Origin of the sequence: Cohnella herbarum (assembly GCF_012849095.1) — a bacterium.
In the GTDB taxonomy this organism is placed as follows: Bacteria; Bacillota; Bacilli; order Paenibacillales; family Paenibacillaceae; genus Cohnella; species Cohnella herbarum.
Genome location: NZ_CP051680.1, coordinates 1,345,013 through 1,362,808, shown reverse-complemented (window position 1 = coordinate 1,362,808; position 17,796 = coordinate 1,345,013). Strand labels below are relative to the sequence as shown.

At 51.7% G+C, this 17,796-nt stretch carries 10 protein-coding genes; 6 read left to right on the top strand and 4 right to left on the bottom strand.

The annotated features are described in order from the left end of the window. Positions 1–9 precede the first annotated feature (9 nt). Genes HH215_RS05815 through HH215_RS05800 form a run of 4 tightly spaced genes read right to left on the bottom strand, consistent with a single transcriptional unit; the run spans position 10 to position 4,032 of the window. Positions 10–1,104 carry a GerAB/ArcD/ProY family transporter gene (locus tag HH215_RS05815; RefSeq protein WP_169279040.1) on the bottom strand — a complete coding sequence of 365 codons (1,095 nt, stop codon included), beginning with the start codon at positions 1,102–1,104 and terminating at the stop codon, positions 10–12. Continuing rightward, positions 1,094–1,381, bottom strand: a complete 288-nt coding sequence (locus HH215_RS05810) for a hypothetical protein (RefSeq protein ID WP_169279039.1) — start codon at positions 1,379–1,381, stop codon at positions 1,094–1,096. Before HH215_RS05810 ends, HH215_RS05815 begins: the two co-directional genes overlap by 11 nt. A gap of 3 nt (positions 1,382–1,384) precedes the next feature. Next, complete coding sequence (locus tag HH215_RS05805; RefSeq protein ID WP_169279038.1) at positions 1,385–2,542, bottom strand: Ger(x)C family spore germination protein; 1,158 nt, start codon at positions 2,540–2,542, stop codon at positions 1,385–1,387. Continuing rightward, the gene (locus HH215_RS05800) at positions 2,539–4,032 is read right to left on the bottom strand and encodes a spore germination protein (RefSeq protein WP_169279037.1); all 1,494 of its coding nucleotides are present in this window, start codon (positions 4,030–4,032) and stop codon (positions 2,539–2,541) included. The genes HH215_RS05805 and HH215_RS05800 overlap by 4 nt, the downstream gene beginning before the upstream one ends. Positions 4,033–4,594: 562 nt before the next feature. Between HH215_RS05800 and HH215_RS05795 the strand changes: the two genes are divergently transcribed. The 6 genes from HH215_RS05795 (at position 4,595) to HH215_RS05770 (ending at position 17,772) form a co-directional block, all read left to right on the top strand. Beyond that, positions 4,595–9,190, top strand: a complete 4,596-nt coding sequence (locus HH215_RS05795; RefSeq protein WP_169279036.1) for an S-layer homology domain-containing protein — start codon at positions 4,595–4,597, stop codon at positions 9,188–9,190. Positions 9,191–9,910: 720 nt separating this feature from the next. Further along, entirely contained in the window at positions 9,911–11,305 is a 1,395-nt protein-coding gene (locus HH215_RS05790; protein ID WP_169279035.1) for an extracellular solute-binding protein, read from the top strand. A gap of 113 nt (positions 11,306–11,418) precedes the next feature. After that, positions 11,419–12,309, top strand: a complete 891-nt coding sequence (locus HH215_RS05785) for a carbohydrate ABC transporter permease (RefSeq protein ID WP_169279034.1) — start codon at positions 11,419–11,421, stop codon at positions 12,307–12,309. A gap of 17 nt (positions 12,310–12,326) precedes the next feature. Continuing rightward, positions 12,327–13,163 (top strand): carbohydrate ABC transporter permease, encoded by an 837-nt coding sequence (locus HH215_RS05780; RefSeq protein WP_169279033.1) that lies wholly within the window; start codon positions 12,327–12,329, stop codon positions 13,161–13,163. 46 nt (positions 13,164–13,209) lie between these two features. Beyond that, complete coding sequence (locus tag HH215_RS05775) at positions 13,210–15,387, top strand: hypothetical protein (RefSeq protein ID WP_169279032.1); 2,178 nt, start codon at positions 13,210–13,212, stop codon at positions 15,385–15,387. Between the two features lie 12 nt (positions 15,388–15,399). Next, complete coding sequence (locus HH215_RS05770) at positions 15,400–17,772, top strand: alpha-L-rhamnosidase-related protein (protein WP_169279031.1); 2,373 nt, start codon at positions 15,400–15,402, stop codon at positions 17,770–17,772. The last annotated feature ends 24 nt before the right edge of the window (positions 17,773–17,796 follow it).

Genomic DNA, 17,796 nt, shown 5'->3' with positions numbered 1-17,796 from the left:
CTTATTCAATTAGTTTTTGGTTTCGCGTTTCCTGAAGTGAGCGATCAACGTGAAGACATAGAGGGTCAGACTCACGGTGAACGTCAGCATCGGCCAGGTTAACAGCACGTTCCCGAAGTCGGCCTCGTTCCTCACGACGGTAAGCGACAGGATCATTCCGAGCAGCGCGAGGGGGTATACGAACTGGCCGTCGTCCTTTTGCTTCAATAGTCGCGTAAGCGCCGTATTGAGGGCGAACAGCGTGATTGTTGCTTTCATATAGGAGCCGGCCATCATCGACATGCCGATGATCGATTCCAGCCTCTCAAAGATCTCCTGGATGCTGATCAGCCGGGAAAGGATGAATAACGGATACTGGTATTCGTTCGTTAAGGGGCCAAGCGCCATGAGGATGCACAAGGAGACGCATGAAATCAGCAGCCAATTGATCAAATATCCCAGGAAAATCGGTTTGGTTGCGGTCTTCCCCTCTTTGGGACGCAAGTAAGCGAATACAAAGGCGAAGACCAGGAAGTCTCCGTAGATGAAGCCGCTCGTAAGATACGCGCTATGGAATACCGGCTTGATCCCCATTGGCAGGACGGGAAGCAAGTAGTCGAGATGGTAGTTCTCCATATTGAACACCAGGACCAAGATAATTACGCCAATCAGAAGAAAGCTGAGCAGCACGAACATGCGCGCCATGACGAGTGCTCCCGCTCTCACCGTCAAAGCGGAGATCATGGCGATGAGGCCATTGAAGATAAACACTGGTGTATCGCGCATCATCGTAGTCGTAAAAAACGCTCCGATGGAAAAGTAAATGTACGCTTGCAGCAATACCATGAAGACGATATAAGGCACCATCAACAAAACGGTAACCGGGTAGCCGATCGTCCGGATCCCGCCTTCAATTAAGGTTTCGCCAGGAAATCGCCGGTGCAGATAAAGCATGCACCCGAGAGGAAGGCATCCGAATACGCCTGATACGAGCATCGCCAGCCAAAATGCGTTGCCGGACTGCGCGAGCAAAGTGGACGGAACGAATAAAATGGTTGAGCCGGTCATATATACGACAAGCAGCACAGTCATCTGCAAGGGAGAGATCATATTGTCAGTCTTCATCGGAGCTCGCCGCCCTTTTGTCGTAGGCCTCGTTTTTCGGCGAGACTTTCAGCGAAGTATCGACAGCTTCTGCAGGTTTGGCAAAAATCAGATTGACTGCGTCTTGGATATTGGGAAACGGCTTGTTGAGGACATAGCCGCCGGCACAGTAGAGGAAATACATAATCAGCACGATGTAACAGATTCGGTCCCGCAATGAGATTTTGCTTAACCTTTTCCGGTCGGGAATCAAGACGAAGGCAAGTCCGATCAAACAACTTATCAGTTTCAGAGTCATGGATTAATCCTCCTGACTGCCGTAGGGCAATGGCTTCGTAAGTCCCGTATTGGTCATTTGAATCTCCACTTTGATCTGGAAGGTCGCTTGAGACAGCCGCTTCCCCCAAGTGCTCTTCCACTTCAACCATAAGGCGGGATGACGGCGATACAAGGCATCGCCGATATTCAAAAGATCAAGCTGACGGGCTTGCATCGAGGCGATTTCCTTCTGTAACTCCCGTTCGACATACTCGGTGATTTTTTGCTTGATACGGGTTTCATCGCTCGCTTGACGGACCTTTGAGCATCGCAGTTCTCCATATCCGCCTGTCAATAAAAGATTTATCCGGACCGCTACTGATTCGCCTTTAGGTTCGACCTTTGTAGAGCTGGATACCATCACATGTTCGAAGGTGTCTTTTTTTGCCTTTGGATTTTCTTCGCAAGGATATATCACGACTCCTCGTTCATACTCATCTCGCAGCATGAGCAAGTATTCGGCGCTCCCGGCCGGTATTCCCGGCTTGACGATGGAGTAGTCACGGAAGATGGCCACGCCATTCATCATCACGGGGTCTTTCGCTCCGCCTGACGAGGCCATATACGGCAAGACGGCGATCCCGGTCTGGCTTTTCAGGGCGATCGCGACCTGGAGCAAATTCATCTGTTTTGACATCCCCGTTATCCGTTTTGATGATTGGCTAATTTCTCGCAGCTGTTGGCCAATCGTACTCTCGATATAGGGCTTGCGATTCAAATAGTCGCTAGCTGGCCCCTTCGTAATAGCGAACTGCGCAGTTTCCCGAGGTTCGTGATCCCGAAGGAAATAGTCCAATATGCCTTTTATGTTCTGATTCTCAGCGATTTTTTCGCTGACCAGTACAATGCGAATGTGTCCCCACTGGGCGACGCGGCCGAGCTCATTGGCGATGTTTGAGATCGCTTCCGACATATTGTCGCCCTCGGTGCGGATGTTAAAACTCTCCGACGATTTAGTTGCCCCCTCAAGGCTGCCGCCAGGTTTATAAAATTGGGTCGTCAGCCGGATACGGTCATCCTCTGACAGATCGACGGCGACGGCCTGTACGAAAGCCCATTCCGTCAGTTCGTACTTATTCCAGCAGCCGGTAAGGAGCACAAGCGCTATGAAGGCCAGCGCTGTGCAGGGGGATCGGATCATCGGCTGCCTCCGGATCCGGGTCGGGCTTTCTTCAGCATGGAACGGATCGGCTGACGGAAAATCACGCTGCTCAGCATCCGGCTCCAGTCCAACGGCGTGAACCCGGTCAAGTACTCTTGGGACAGCGACTTCAGCTTGGTCAGATGAAGCAAGATAAGGAAATAGCCGATCATCAGACCGAATCCGCCTAACGTAGCGGCCAAGATCATGAGCGGAAATCGAAGGACGCGCAATGCGATCGCCAAGTTGTACTGAGGCATCGCAAAGGACGCGATTCCGGTTAGCGCGACGACGATGACCATGATCGGCGAAGCGATCTTCGCCTGGATTGCCGCCTGTCCAATGACGAGGGCACCGACGATGCTAACGGCGGAACCGATCGGACGAGGCAGTCGGATCCCAGCCTCCCGGAGCAGCTCGAAAAAAAACTCCATCAAAAGCGCTTCAACGAACGCGGGAAACGGGATTTTCTCCCGCGTGTCAAGAATGGCCAGGAGCAGTACCGTAGGGATCAGCTCGGTGTGAAACGTGGATAGCGCGACATACAGGCTGGGTAGCGTAATCGCCATGATGAAGGCGATCACCCGAAGCCAGCGGATAAGAGTCGAAAATACGGTTCTCTGATAATAGTCCTCGCTCGTGGAAAAGAAATCGATGAATAACCCCGGGCAGATCATCATGGTAGGGGAGCCTTGGACCAGCACAATGATCTTCCCAGTCAAAAGCGCGGAGGTCGCCACGTCCGGCCGTTCCGTATACCTGACTTGAGGGAAAGGGGTGAATACGGATTCCTCAACCCACTCTTCCAAGTAGGTCGTATCGAGAATCTCTTTGTCCTCAATACCGGAGAGCCGCTGCTCGAACAGCTTCAGATCCTCCGGCGGCACCGTATCGCTCAAGTACCCATATACGATATCGCGGCGGGAGTACTCACCGGCATGCAACAACTTGAACTTCAGTTTAGGCGTCTTTATCAGCGCCCGGAGCAGGCCGATGTTCGTCTTTAGATCTTCGATCGTACTGTTATGCGGACCGAAGACGACCGGCTCCATCGTTGGCTCGGAGACACTTCTCGTCTGTACTCCCGGCATCTCGCAGCCAATCGCCCGATCCCAGCCGTCCAGCAAAAAGACGACGTTACCGTCCGTGAGACTCTTCGTGACTTGCTCGATGGAGTCAAGCAGGTGGGCGGAATGGGTGGACACCCCTTGCGCTTCCCAATATCGGGCCAGCTTGTCCGGGGTCAGAGTCTTATCTAGCGCGCCGAGCAAAGGCGATAGATCTTGAATCAATGCGCTCATATATGTGGTTCGATAATTTTGAGACAAAGTATCGAGTAAAATACCGACGGAAGTATATTCCAAATCACGACCGTAACTCCATTCCTTGATCGTGAGATCGTGGCAATCGGAGAAGATCGCTTCGATGCGGGCGCGGGATTCCGTCAGGTTTGGTGATATGGGTTCATACACGCTAGGAACATTAGACATAGAAGGCAACCCTTTCCACCCAAGTCCCCATAGTATTCCAGAACTCAAGCTAATTATTCGATACCTTCCTTAGCCACATATGAATGGAATGTATAGGAACATAATAATTGCTAAAATTCATTGATTATTGTTATTCAGCTAACGGGACACGTTTGTTCAATGAAAACAGCGGCAGTCTAAGACTTATTTTTCAAGTCTTGGTCCGCCGCTGTTTAATTTTTTGGCCAGTATGATACTTAAAGTTAGAAAGCTGACGATTTTCAATCATCATAACCCCTGTTAAATCAAACTTCTCATTAAACTTTATTTTCAGTGGACAGTATAACGGAAGACCATGGAGCTCGAGCCTACGGAAGGTCGAAAGCCGATTCACAAAAACGTCAAAAATTCGCAAGGCTTGATACTGCGCGAATTTGGCTGATTCTTTCATTATTCTTTTATTGGCCGTCTTTATAATGAAATAGCAGTCGTCCAGTTGCAGAAACCTATCCGTATCCCGTTCATCCGACAAGCTTCTGCTCTCAACATCATCTTCCAACCGTTTTAGTAAAGGAGAAACATCATGAAAAATTCAGTCTTAGGCCTATTAATTGCATTATTTGCGTTCGGGACTTCACTCTCGCAGATTGGACCTGTATATGCAGCCGAGAACGATTTTACTTTTACAATCGGTTCCAACGGCGTAACGGTTAAGGACTACGGGGGCACGGATCTGAACGTGGTTATACCCGGTACGTACGAGGGGATGGAGGTAACCGAGATTGGGAGATCCGCATTTGATACGTACGGCACGGGTAAACCTAAAATTACGAGCGTCGTGATTCCGAACAGCGTGAAAGTCATTCAAACGTATGGATTCCGTTATACTAACCTCACTTCCATAGACCTTCCTGACAGCTTGTTAACGATCGGCGCCAGCGCATTCGAAAACAATCCGCTGACAACCATCGTTTTTCCGGATAGTGTGACGGCTATCGGCAACTATTCTTTTTATATGAATAGTTTGACATCGATTAAACTGTCGGAAAATTTGAAGACGATTAATGGAGGGGCTTTCGACACCAATCACATTACGAAACTGGTCATCCCGGCCGGTGTAACGAATGTCGCCAGTAGCTCATTCTATAGAAACAGCTTGACAAGCGTAACGGTGTTAGGCAATGCAACAACTTTTGGGACAAACGTATTTGCGGATAATCCGGGCAATCTGAAAATATTCGGAATTGCGAATTCACCCGCAGCCGCTTATGCGCCGAGCAACGGACATACGTTTGTGGACGGAACGGAGTTGTTTAAAGGGGTCGCTAGCGCCAAGTCGTTGTTGAAAAGTCATCATCCGGGCAATGGCGTAGGACAAGTACCGGCCAATACCTACAACGACTTGTCTGCAGCCTATGACGCAGCCATGCTTTTTATCGACGGAATAGGGAATGCAACCGTCGCCTCCGACCTGGCTGACGCCGCAATCCCACTGACTTCTTCAATCGAGGCATTCAATGCGCAAATTATCCAGGCTGGCAATCCCGCGGGGTTGGTGGCGACGATTACCTCGGCGCAGCAGGCGCTGACGGATCATCCGGAAGGCGTAAACGTGGGGCAGGCTTCGGCGGGAGACCGCAGCGCTTTGCAGAACGCGATCGCTGCAGCCCAACAAATTTTCAATCAGGCCGACAAATATCGACAGGACGAATTGGAATTGGCTGTCGCAAATTTGGAAACCGCGATAGATACTTTCGATGACATGATTATCACAGCCGGCGATCCGACAGCGCTGGGTGCGGCGTTTACCTCGGCGCAGCAGGCGCTGACGGATCATCCGGAAGGCGTAAACGTGGGGCAGGCTTCGGCCGGAACTCGCACAGCCCTGCAGACCGCGTCCAATGCTGCTCAGCAGATTCTCAATACCTCGAGCAGTTACACGCAGAATCAATTGGATACAGCCGTCGGCCAGTTAAATTTAGCGGTACAAGTCTTTAATGCCGCTGTTATTCAACCGGGCATACCGACAGCGCTGGGCGCGGCGATTACGGCGGCGCAGCAGGCGCTGTCGGATCATCCAGAAGGCGTAAACGTAGGGCAGACTTCGGCGGAAACTCGCGACGCGCTGGAAACCGCCATTGATTCGGCGCAGCAGATTCTCAATACCGCGAGCAGTTACACGCAGGATCAATTGGATACTGCCGTCGGCCAGTTAAATTCAGCGGTACAAGTCTTTAATGCCGCTGTTATTCAACCGGGCATTCCGACAGCGCTGGGCGCGGCGATTACGGCGGCGCAGCAGGCACTGACGGATCATCCGGAAGGAACGGATGTAGGACAGACTTCGGCAGACCACCGCGCTGCCCTGCAGACCGCGTCCAATGCTGCTCAGCAGATTCTCAATAACGCTAGCAGTTACACGCAGAATCAATTGGATACAGCCGTCGGCCAGTTAGATTCAGCGGTACAAGTCTTTAATGCCGCTGTTATTCAACCGGGCATTCCGACAGCGCTGGGCGCGGCGATTACGGCGGCGCAGCAGGCGCTGTCGGATCATCCGGAAGGTACGGATGTAGGACAGACTTCGGCGGAAACTCGCGATGCGCTGGAAACCGCCATTGATACGGCGCAGCAGATTGTCGATAACGCAAACAATTACACGCAGATTCAATTGGATACAGCCGTCGGCCAGTTAAATTCAGCGGTACAAGTCTTTAATGCCGCTGTTATTCAACCAGGCATACCGACAGCGCTGAGCGCGGCGATTACGGCGGCGCATCAGGCGCTGTCGGATCATACAGAAGGCGTAAACGTAGGACAGACTTCGGCGGAAACTCGCGATGCGCTGGAAACCGCCATTGATACGGCGCAGCAGATTGTCGATAACGCAAACAATTACACGCAGGATCAATTAGATACAGCCGTCGGCCAGTTAAATTCAGCTGTTCAAGTCTTTAATGCCGCTGTTATTCAACCGGGCATACCGACAGCGCTGGGTGCGGCGATTACGGCGGCGCATCAGGCAATGTCGGATCATCCGGAAGGTACGGATGTAGGACAGACTTCGGCAGACCACCGCGCTGCCCTGCAGACCGCGATAGATGCGGCACAGGCTATTGCCGACCATGCGGAAAACCAATCTCAGACTCGATTGGATGTGGCAGCTGCCAGATTGAACGAAGCTCTGGCGGAATTTGAAGCCGCTTGGGTGGGGGTGGCGCTAACCGCCTCGGCAAATGATTTGTATGGCACGAGCGACACGATTCGCTTTACGGTATTTTACGGATACGAAGTAACCGTGACGGGGACACCGGTCGTTCCGATCATGGTTGGAGACGGTTCCGTCACTCAGACGGTATATGCCCCGTATACGGGAGCGCGCGGCACGGCATTGACGAAACTTACTTTCGAATACGAAGTTCCAGCCGGGCTCGCGGATGTGGACGGCATTGAAGTTGCCGCCGCGTTGGAGCTCCCGAACGACGCCAACATCGTTCGCGCCTCCGGCGGAGCCGCCGCTTTACTGACGTACGAAGCACCGGACACAAGCGGAATACGTATCGTGGCGATACCGCCCGATGTTACCCTGACGGTCGCACCGAACGGATTGGCACGTAAAGCGATCAGCGTGACGGCAAGCGTGTACGGAGTAGCTGCGGGTAATGCGATGAAGGAGCTCCGTTGGCTGCCTGGAAGCCTTAAAGAGGCTGATTTTGCCAGCGGAACGAAAGGAACCGATATTTTGGTCGCGCCGCAATTCACCATTACTGCCAACGGCGACTATACCGTTTATGCTCGAGACGAAGCAGGCAATGAATCAGTGAAAGTCATTTCCGTCACCGGCATCTCAACATCGTCTTCGTCGGCTGTCGTCGATCGACCGATTACATCGGAGACGACCGTGAAAATAAATCCGCATGGAGGGATTACCGCTCTTGTCGATCCATCCGACATTAAACAGGTCACGCGTTCGGACGGCACGGTGATCGAACAGGTCATCCTCTCCGAACGGACGAGGGAGCGAGTGCTGGAACTCCTGAAAGATGCGAAGGAACCGTTTGTCAGCATTGAAATCGGCGATCGGGAGCAAGCGGTACAGACACGTTTTCCGGCTGACTGGATCGCGGATATGGCCAAAGCCTATCCGAATGCGATTATCGAGGTGAGGCTGAACGACTCCAGTTTCCAATTGCGGATAAGCGCGATCAATCTGACCGGTTTGGCGGAGCGTCTCGACGCGGAAGTATCGAATTTGACCGTGAGCATCATTCAGGAGCAGGCCGGCGAGGATGTTCGACAGGAGATCGATCGGATTGGCGTTTCCCAAGGCTTTGCTGTATTCGCCGACGTTATCGACTACAAGGTGACGGCGGAAGCAAACGAGCATACGTTGGAGGTGCGCGACTTCGGCGGATCGTACTTGATGCGGACCATTAAATTGGACGGAGAGAAAACGAACCGTAACCTGGTTGCCGTTCAGTATATCCCGGCAAAAGGAACCGTCGTTTTTGTTCCGGCACAGCTGGGAACCGGTCCAGACGGTACAACGGAAGCGATTCTTAACGTGCCGCATAACAGCTTGTACACAGTCGTAGATGTGCAGGCCCGAACGTTCGCCGACTTAAACGGGTATTGGGCGAAGGCGGATGTGGAGCATTTGGCGTCCAAACTGCTGGTGAACGGCGTGGCGGCCGACCGTTTCGGCCCAGAGGGAACCATTACTCGAGCGGAATTCTCGGCCTTGCTCGTTCGCGGGCTGGGGCTGTCCGTGAAGGAGAGCGCGGGCGGTGCCCGTTTTGCGGATGTCCCTGCATCCGTATGGTATTCGTCTGCAGTCGATGCGGCGGTGGCGAGCGGGCTGATGAGCGGCATCGGTGCCGACCGTTTTGCGCCTAACGACCCGATTACCCGCGAGCAAATGGCCGTGGTGATCGGCGGCGCCTTAACCTTCACCGGCCATAAAACCAGTGGCGATGGGCAAGAGGGCGGCCGCCTGGCCGCTTTCATGGATCGTGACTCCATTTCTTCATGGGCGCAAGCAGCGGTAGTCCGAGTATTGGAAACCGGCATTATTAAAGGGATGAAAGACGGACGCTTCGCGCCGACGGAGTATGCAACGAGGGCGCAGGCAGCGGTTATGCTGAAGAGGTTCCTGCAATACGTGCATTTTATCGATTAAGACAAGAGATTAAGCAAAGAAATCAGTCCAAAACTCATCGGGATACTCATTCATTAAGATAAAACGACCATTTAAGATGATTCCTGTTTATTCAGGGTCATCTTTTTTTTATTTCCAACGATAGCGGAAAGTCCGCGCCTACTTTCCTTATTGCCGTCTGTACTCATGTAAAATCCTCACTCCCAAATCAGGTTGGCTAACCACACAATCAGACTTTGCATTCCTCAAATTAGTTGTAACACAAACCGGCAAAACAAAACTGGAAACGAAAAAGTTATTCCGCAACCTAGGCGATTCGGTCATGCGAAATTCGCGGTCTCGACAAGGCAGGCAAGATTATCTAAGAGCAAAAGCCCGGTTAACGATTATTGAGAAAAAGTGGTAATTTTTTGGGAAATGTTTTTAACAATAATAGATAAATTACAGAGTCGATAGTAGACTTACGAGGAACAATAACTGAGGAGCTTGCTACTTGGCAGCTCCTCTTTAATTTGTAAAATTAACGGGCATATGAATTGAACCGAAGTTTAAATTATGCAAAAATTACGTTGATAACCCACATTTTTTTCTTCATTTTATACCCTATAATGAGTGACAGGTGGAATGAGATATTGCAGATTTCATCTAGCATCTATAACCCAAGGGGGAAAACAGAGAAGAATTATGGTTATCAATGTAAACGCTTCAAATCAAAAATAAACAACGAGGAGCAAACAAAAGATGAACTCAAAAAACAAAAAGCTTAATTATGCCTTTCGATTCCTTATTGCTGTCATGCTTATCTCATTGCTAGCCGGATGCGGCGGAGGGAATAAGGAGGAGGCCGGTGGAACGGTTCCGAATAGCGAGTCGGAAAAACTGCAGCAATCGGCTGATCCCGCTCCGAAGACGCTGAAAGTGGCTTATTTCAAAGGCGGGTACGGAGACGCCTGGTTCTTGGAATTAAAGAAAGAATTCGAGAAGGCGCATCAAGACGTCACCGTTGAACTGGAAGGCGATGCGGGCATTATGGACAAGTTGGACCCGCGCTTCGAATCCGGTAGCAATTTGCCGGACGTAGCATTCCTCATTCACTCGGACAAATGGCAGATTTGGGCAGGCAAGGGTATGTTGACCGACTTGTCCGACGTCTACAACGGGGATAGCCTCGACGGGGGCAAGTTCAAGGATACGATGAACGAGGAAGCTCGGAAATTCGCGGAGGGCAAAGATAAAATATTCGCGCTTCCTTGGTCGGACGGTCTTCTTGGCATGGTGTACAACGCGGGTATGTTCGAAGAGAACGGCTGGGAGGTACCGAAGACGTGGAGTGATTTCGCCCAGCTTGCAGACAAAATGAAGGCAAAAGGCATCGCGCCGATCGTTTACCCCGGTAAAATTCCCGGAGGGTATATGGACTTCATGGTTAAGCCGATGATTCTGCAGGCTGGAGGCTTTGATTACTTGAACGAGCTTCTGAAGATGGAATCGCCCGAGCCGCTTAATCATCCGGCGAAGAAGCAGGCGCTCGAGCAATATGAAGCGTTGTTCAAAAACGGTTGGGTGCTGAAAGGCTCTGAGGCGGTCAATCATACGGAAGCGCAAATGCTGTTCCTGTCCGGCAAGGCTGCCATGATACCGAACGGCCATTGGCTGGAGAACGAAATGAAAACATCGATTCCGAGCGGCTTCCGCATGAAAATGATGCCGGTTCCGCTTGTCGACAACGCCAAAGAAACGAACATTGCTTTCAGTATGGTTGGCGGCGATATTACGGTCATCCCGACGAAAGCGAAGGAAATGGATCTTGCTAAGGAATTCATCCGGTTTGCCGCGACGAAGCAAATGAACAAGAAATTTACCGAGTCTACCGGCGCTCTTCGTCCGTTCAAGTACGACATGGACGGAGTGAAGGTAAGCGAGTTCACCCAAAGCGTCGTGGACATCATGCAAAGCTCGACGCCGTTTACGTTCAATTCCGCTAGCCCTATGTACATGAAATTCGGGGGATTTTCCCCTCCGGCGAATTCAATGGCAACATATCGACCGGAACAAAAACCGCAGAACAGCAGTTCAATGATGATTATACTTTTGCCAAAGAAAAGTGGAACGAATACGCCGAAGAGTTGGGATTGAAAGAAGAGTTGGGATTGAAATAAGCATAACCGGCCGACCTGTATCTCATTGCAAACGCTGCCTCCAGTTCCGAAGCAGGAACTGGATGTAGCCTTATTTGGAGGATCTACTGCATGAAGCGGAAACAGAATCTGTTTATCTTTACAATGCTAGCCTACCCGGTATTGCACTTCCTTGTCTTTACCGTGTACGTCAATTATCAAACGGTCGTTTATTCCTTCCAACGCTGGAACGTCTATACAGGAAAAATCGACTGGGTAAACTTCGCCAATTACGAAAAAATATTCAACTTGATCGGAGAAGATCCGGTTTACCGATATGCTGTGCAAAATACGCTGCTGTGGATTCCGTTGAACGTCCTCGTCCTGTTGCCGCTTTCCGTCGCGATCGGTTACGTATTGTCGCAAAAAATACGATTCCATTCGTTTTACCGTGCCGTGTTCTTCTTGCCGACGATTATTTCGATCGTCATCATGACCATGGTGTTTTCATTCGCGACGAGCCCCATCATCGGAATCGTTAATCCGCTGCTCGGATGGATCGGATTGGAGGACTGGCAGCGCTCCTGGTTAGGGGAGACGGGAACGGCGCTTCCGACCGTATTTTTCTTCTGCGTATGGGCGGGAATCGGGTTTTACGCCACGATGATTATGGGAGCGATTGCGCGGATCCCGCAGGATATTTTCGAGGTGGGAAAACTGGAGGGGCTCTCGAAGAAGAGGGAGCTCGTTCAAGTAATCGTACCGATGATATGGCCGAACATATCGGCTCTTATCTTGATCGGCACAAGCTCAGCTTTTACGATCTTTCTGCAATCGAAGCTGTTGACCGGCGGGGGACCGAATTCGACGACCAATACGGTGGCGCTGCAAATTACGGTATTGATTCAGAAGGGCGATTACGGGCTTGCTTCTGCTCTTGGCATCGTGTTAATCCTCGTCGGCTTCGGGATTACTTATGCAGTCAAATACGCGCTTGATCGCAAAGAAGTCGTCGAATACTGACACAGGAGGTGAACATCATGAAAACATCCCAGCAAAAAGGCAGCGCTCTGCTGCTTCAAATCGCGCTTTTCGCTTACGCCGCGACCATTCTGTATCCGTTTTTGTGGATGGCGATCAACGCCTTCAAATCTAATCCGGAATTTTACGCGAATGTATGGTCCTGGCCGGAAAAGCTGCTCTGGTCCAATTACGGCAAGGCGTGGCAGGAAAGCGGTCTCGGCACTTATTTTTTCAACAGCTTATTCATTACGGCCGTCGGCACGTTGTTGGCCGTCTTGTTCTCGGCGATGTCCTCCTATACGGTGGCCAAATACAAGTTTACCGGAAAAGGAGTCATTTTCTTCTTCGCCGTCAGCTCGTTTCTCATCCCGCAGGTCGGATCGCTTGCCGCGCTTTATAAGCTAATGATCGACCTGAATCTATTCAACAGCCATATTGGGCTGCTGATCTTGTATTCGGGCGGTCTGAGCATGAACTTCATTATTTTATACGGTTTTTACAGAGGAATTTCTTGGGAATACGCGGAAGCGGCGTTCATGGACGGAGCGAGCCATTGGCAAATTTTCTTTCGCATCATGCTGCCGCTTAGCGGACCCAGCATTGCCGCAGTCAGCCTAGTGACGATGGTGTCTATATGGAATGATTATTTTCTTCCGTTCATGTTCCTGCAAGACGATAAGCTGTATACGATTTCCGTCGGCTTGTACGACATGATGCTGAAGCAGCAGTATGCGGCGGATTGGACGACGCTGTTCGCGGCACTAACGCTTTCCGTCATTCCGATTCTTCTCGTTTTCGTTTTATTTCAGAATAAGCTCGTTTCCGGCTTTACGACTGGCGGCTTGAAAGGATAAAGCTGCAACGGTAATGATCGTACATGCGAAAAAGGAGAGGATTCTTTTGAAAAAGCTCAAAATTGCCGCAATGTCGATTGGCTGTACGTTAGCCCTCATAACTTACTCGTTTGGTTTCAGCATGAAGACGACTTCGGCCAGCGTTGCAACGGTCCCGCCGTTCCCGATAGGCATATTCTACCCTCCGGAACCGGCGGAAACTAGCGATGCCGCATATGCCGACATCGCAAACCTAAACGCGACATTCGTCGTCGGCACCAACAACGTTGTTTCGCACGCCTCGAACGAGCGAGCGTTGCAGTATGCCGCGGCACACGGGCTGAAGCTTCTCGCTCATGACTTTGGCTTGGAACTGAAGAGCGAGCTAGCGGTGCAATCTATCGTCGGTGACGGTTGGAAGGCACGATCGGATCGCAGAATCGGGCAGACGTTCGCTTCGCCAGCATCGGGAACAGGGTGGTATATCGATCATGTCGCGCTTAAGGTGGATAAATCGACGTTGCCGAGCAACGCTAAACTGAAGCTTTGCGTTTACGATAGCCCGAGCAAAGCGATTACGGTAGGCTGCGACGCGGTAACGGGACCGCTCGACAACGATCTCGTAGAATTCCAGATCGCGCCGAATTTGAACCCGACTTATGCGTCGTATACCAATATTGTCGCGAATAACACGTATTATATGGAGCTGCAAACAAACAGTTCAAAAGAAGGTGCTTTTATTGCCGTCAGTCCGAACGATTCGTATTCGGGCGGTCAGGCTTATTTGAATGGAGCACCGCAGGCTAAAGACCTTTATTTTGAAATTCGTTATTCCCAACTAGCTTCTACATATGGCCAGGGAGGCAGAGTATCCGACGCTTATCTCGATTCGTTAGTCGGTTTTTATAAATCGCACCCGGCATTGCTCGGCTACAATCTGAAGGACGAACCGACGGTCGATCTTATGGTGCGCTTGCAGGCGGCCCAGGAACGGCTTAAAGCGAACGATCCCGCGCATATGGTTTTCGCGAATTTGCTTCCGAGCTCCGCTGAAGGCCTTTTCGGGTTTCGCCCGATGTCCGGCGAATATGTCACGCCTTTAAAGCCGCTCGGACAAACTTTTCGTACCGGACCGAATATCTCTTCTATTAATACGATTCAAATGCATTTTGACAAATCTCAAATGACGAACGGAGAAGCGCTTAAGTTGACCTTGTGGAATTCGCCGGCCAAAACGACGAAAATCGCCGAATCGACGGTTTCCTCACCCTCGACCAATTGGCCGCAGTTTTCATTGAATGCAACGGTTAGCCCGAATACCTCTTACTATATGGAATTGACGCATAACGGAGCAGGCGATCAATCCGTAGGATGGGTCATTCGCACGAATACGGGGGAGAAGTGGGAGAAGGACGGTACCGCATATGTCGGAGGCTCCCCGATCGACTCAGACTTCTGGTTCACGATTAACCAGAATATTACGCCGCACTCTTACGAGGATTACGTATACAGATGGGTTAACAAGCATCCGGATGTACTCGTGTTCGATCATTATCCTTTTCTTTCATCCGGGGCGAACCGGAGCGACTATTTTGAAAATCTTGAAATCATCCGTCGGCAAGCGTTGCTCGGCAAGATCGATTTCTGGTCGTATATACAGTCGGTCGGCATTACAGGCACCTATCGCGTGCCAAGCAAGGAAGAAATGCGCTATCAGATTTATACCAACCTTGCCTACGGCGCCAAAGGATATATTTATTTTACGTATTGGACGCCACAAAACGCCGTATGGAACGAGCCCTTCCACGATGGCATCATTTTGCCGGACGGCACGAAAAACATCTCTTATGCTTGGGCTCAGGAAATTAATGGCGAGGTACTGAAGCTAGGCCCTTCCTTAACTTCGTTGACTTCGCAGGCGGTTTACCATACGGGGACAATTCCTAATGGATCTACCGCGCTTCCTGCGAACTTCTTCTGGCAACCGACGGACAATACGCAGCCGACAGTGATCGGGTATTACGCGAATGGAAACGGGCGCAAGTACGTCATGGTCGTGAACAGGGATACGGTGAATTCGCGTACGTTGACATTCTCCTTGACGCCCAAGCCGTTATCCGTAACCGAGATATCCAAGACAACGGGGGGAGAAGACGGCACCAACTACGACAGCACGACCGGGCAATTGTTCGCCTCCTTTGCGCCCGGGGAAGGAAAGCTGTTCGCACTGCCCGCAGGGTATTGACGGCGATAAGAAATGATGAAGATCAGGGAAGAGGACCAAACATGGTCTGCCCAATGGATATGGGCGCAGAAAAAAGACGGCAGCAATCCGACTGCAAGCCGTATCGTATATTTCCGGCGTGAATTTCATCTCCCGCCTTCCCGTAAGTGCCGTTTAGTTGTCGACGTGTCGGCGAACAGCCGTTATCGTCTTTACCTCAACGGGGAATCGGTTGCCTTCGGTCCTTGCAGGGGGGACCGGTGGACGCAATATTACGAGACGGTCGATCTCTCGTCCAAGTTGAAGGAGGGCCGGAACGTACTGGCGGCCAAAGTGCTTCATTACGGGGAAGACGACACGAAGCCGTTCGCTATTATTAGCGCTCCGGCGGGGGCGTTCTTGCTTCAAGGGAACCTCTATGCGGAAGATGATTTACTGGAGGAGTTGTCTACAAACGACTCATGGCGATGTCTGCGAGATGAGGCCGTCGTATTTCAGCCGCAACCGCTCACGGTTACGGGAGGATTGGAGCGGGTGGACGGTGGACTTCTCCCGCATGGGTGGGAACGAGTCGACTATGACGATACGCGCTGGTCCCCAGTGGAGGCGACCGGAGAATCGCCTAATCCGGGCACTTACGGCATTGTAGGCGTCTGGCCCCTCGCTCCGCGACCGATTCCGCTCATGTTCGAGCGTTCCCGAAGCTTTACTCGTATGGTGCGCAGTGAGGGAATACAGGAGGACCTGCATTTACGGAATTTCGCAAGCGGCGGATCCCGGCTTGTGCTGCCCGCCCGAAGTAAAGTTTCGCTCGAGTTGGATGCGGGAGAATTGGTTAATGGCTTTTTGAGGGTAGCAACGGATGGAGGAAGGGGAAGCGAGATTCGCTTCCTCTGCTCGGAAAGCTATGTAGACAGCGAAGGACGGAAAGGCAACCGTAACGATCATGTTGGGAAAACGCTGTGCGGGGGAACCGATTCGTACCGAGTCGGCGGAGCGGATACGTTCGGGAGCGAGGAATACGAGACATTCCAGTTCCGTACGTTCCGGTTCGTACGCCTGGACATAGAGGTCGCGGAGGTGCCATTAACGCTGCGTAGTTTCGATTACCGCGAAACCGGATACCCGCTGGAAACCAAAGCTTCCTTCGAGTGTTCCGACGAGACGTTCGCTCCCATGTGGGACATCAGCGTTCGAACGCTTCAGCGGTGCATGTACGAAACTTATGTCGACTGCCCGTATTACGAGCAGCTTCAATATATTATGGATACGCGATTGCAGGCGTTGTTCACCTATTGCGTCGGCGGGGACGATCGTTTAGCGCGCAAAGCGATTGATGATTTCCACAAGTCTATGCTGCCGAACGGCTTACTGCAAAGCCGCTTTCCCTCGAACGAGACGCAGATCATCCCGGGGTTTGCGCTGCATTGGATCATGATGGTTCACGATCATTACGCTTTCTGGGGCGACGCTACGCTTGTACGGCGATACCGCCCGACCATCGACGCGGTACTGGATTGGTTCGAACGCTCGGTGACGGAAGACGAACTCGTAGGTCCTGTCCCGAATCGCTATTGGTCTTACGTCGATTGGGTTCGCGAATGGGAAGGTTCTCACGGCGTTCCCGCTCCGGGCAAGCCATTGCCGCTGACCGTATATAATTTCATGTATGCAGAGGCGCTGCATCAAGCAGCCATTCTGAACGAAGCAACTGGACGAACCGATACGGGAACGGAATACCGGAAGCGGGCGAGACGTACGATCGATGCGGTCATACGCCATTGCTGGTCGGAGGAGAGAGCGCTGTTTCAAGACGCGCCTTCGTTGGAGCAATACAGTCAGCATGCCCAGCTATGGGCGATACTCGCGAATGCCGTCGAAGGCGAGGAGGCTATGCGTTTAGCGGAAAATATGCTGGCGGACGATTCGTTAGCGAAGGTGTCCTATGCGATGGCCTTTTTCCTATTTCGAGCGGTGTCCAACGCAGGGATATACGACCGTACTTTCGGCATGTGGGAATTATGGCGGGAGCAGATCGGACTTGGTCTAACGACATGGCTGGAGGACCCGGTTACGCAGCGCAGCGATTGCCATGGTTGGGGCGCAGCGCCCCTATACGAATGCACAAGCGAATTTCTTGGCGTGAAGCCGGGAGCGCCCGGTTATGCCCGAATCGTGATCCAACCTCGAATCGGACCTTTGACTTGGGCGAAGGGTGGTGCCTCGACTCCCCATGGAGTCGTGAACGTTACGTGGGATATCGATGCGCGAAGCGGAAAATTCCGGCTGCTTGCGAGCGGGCTGCGCGGAATTCCGACGGAACTCAGGTTGCCTGACGGGACTATGCGCCGGTTCGAGGAGACGGACGAAATTAATGTCGTCGTGGAGCTTAAAGGGAAAGGATAGAGGATAGGGCTGAAAAAAATCCCG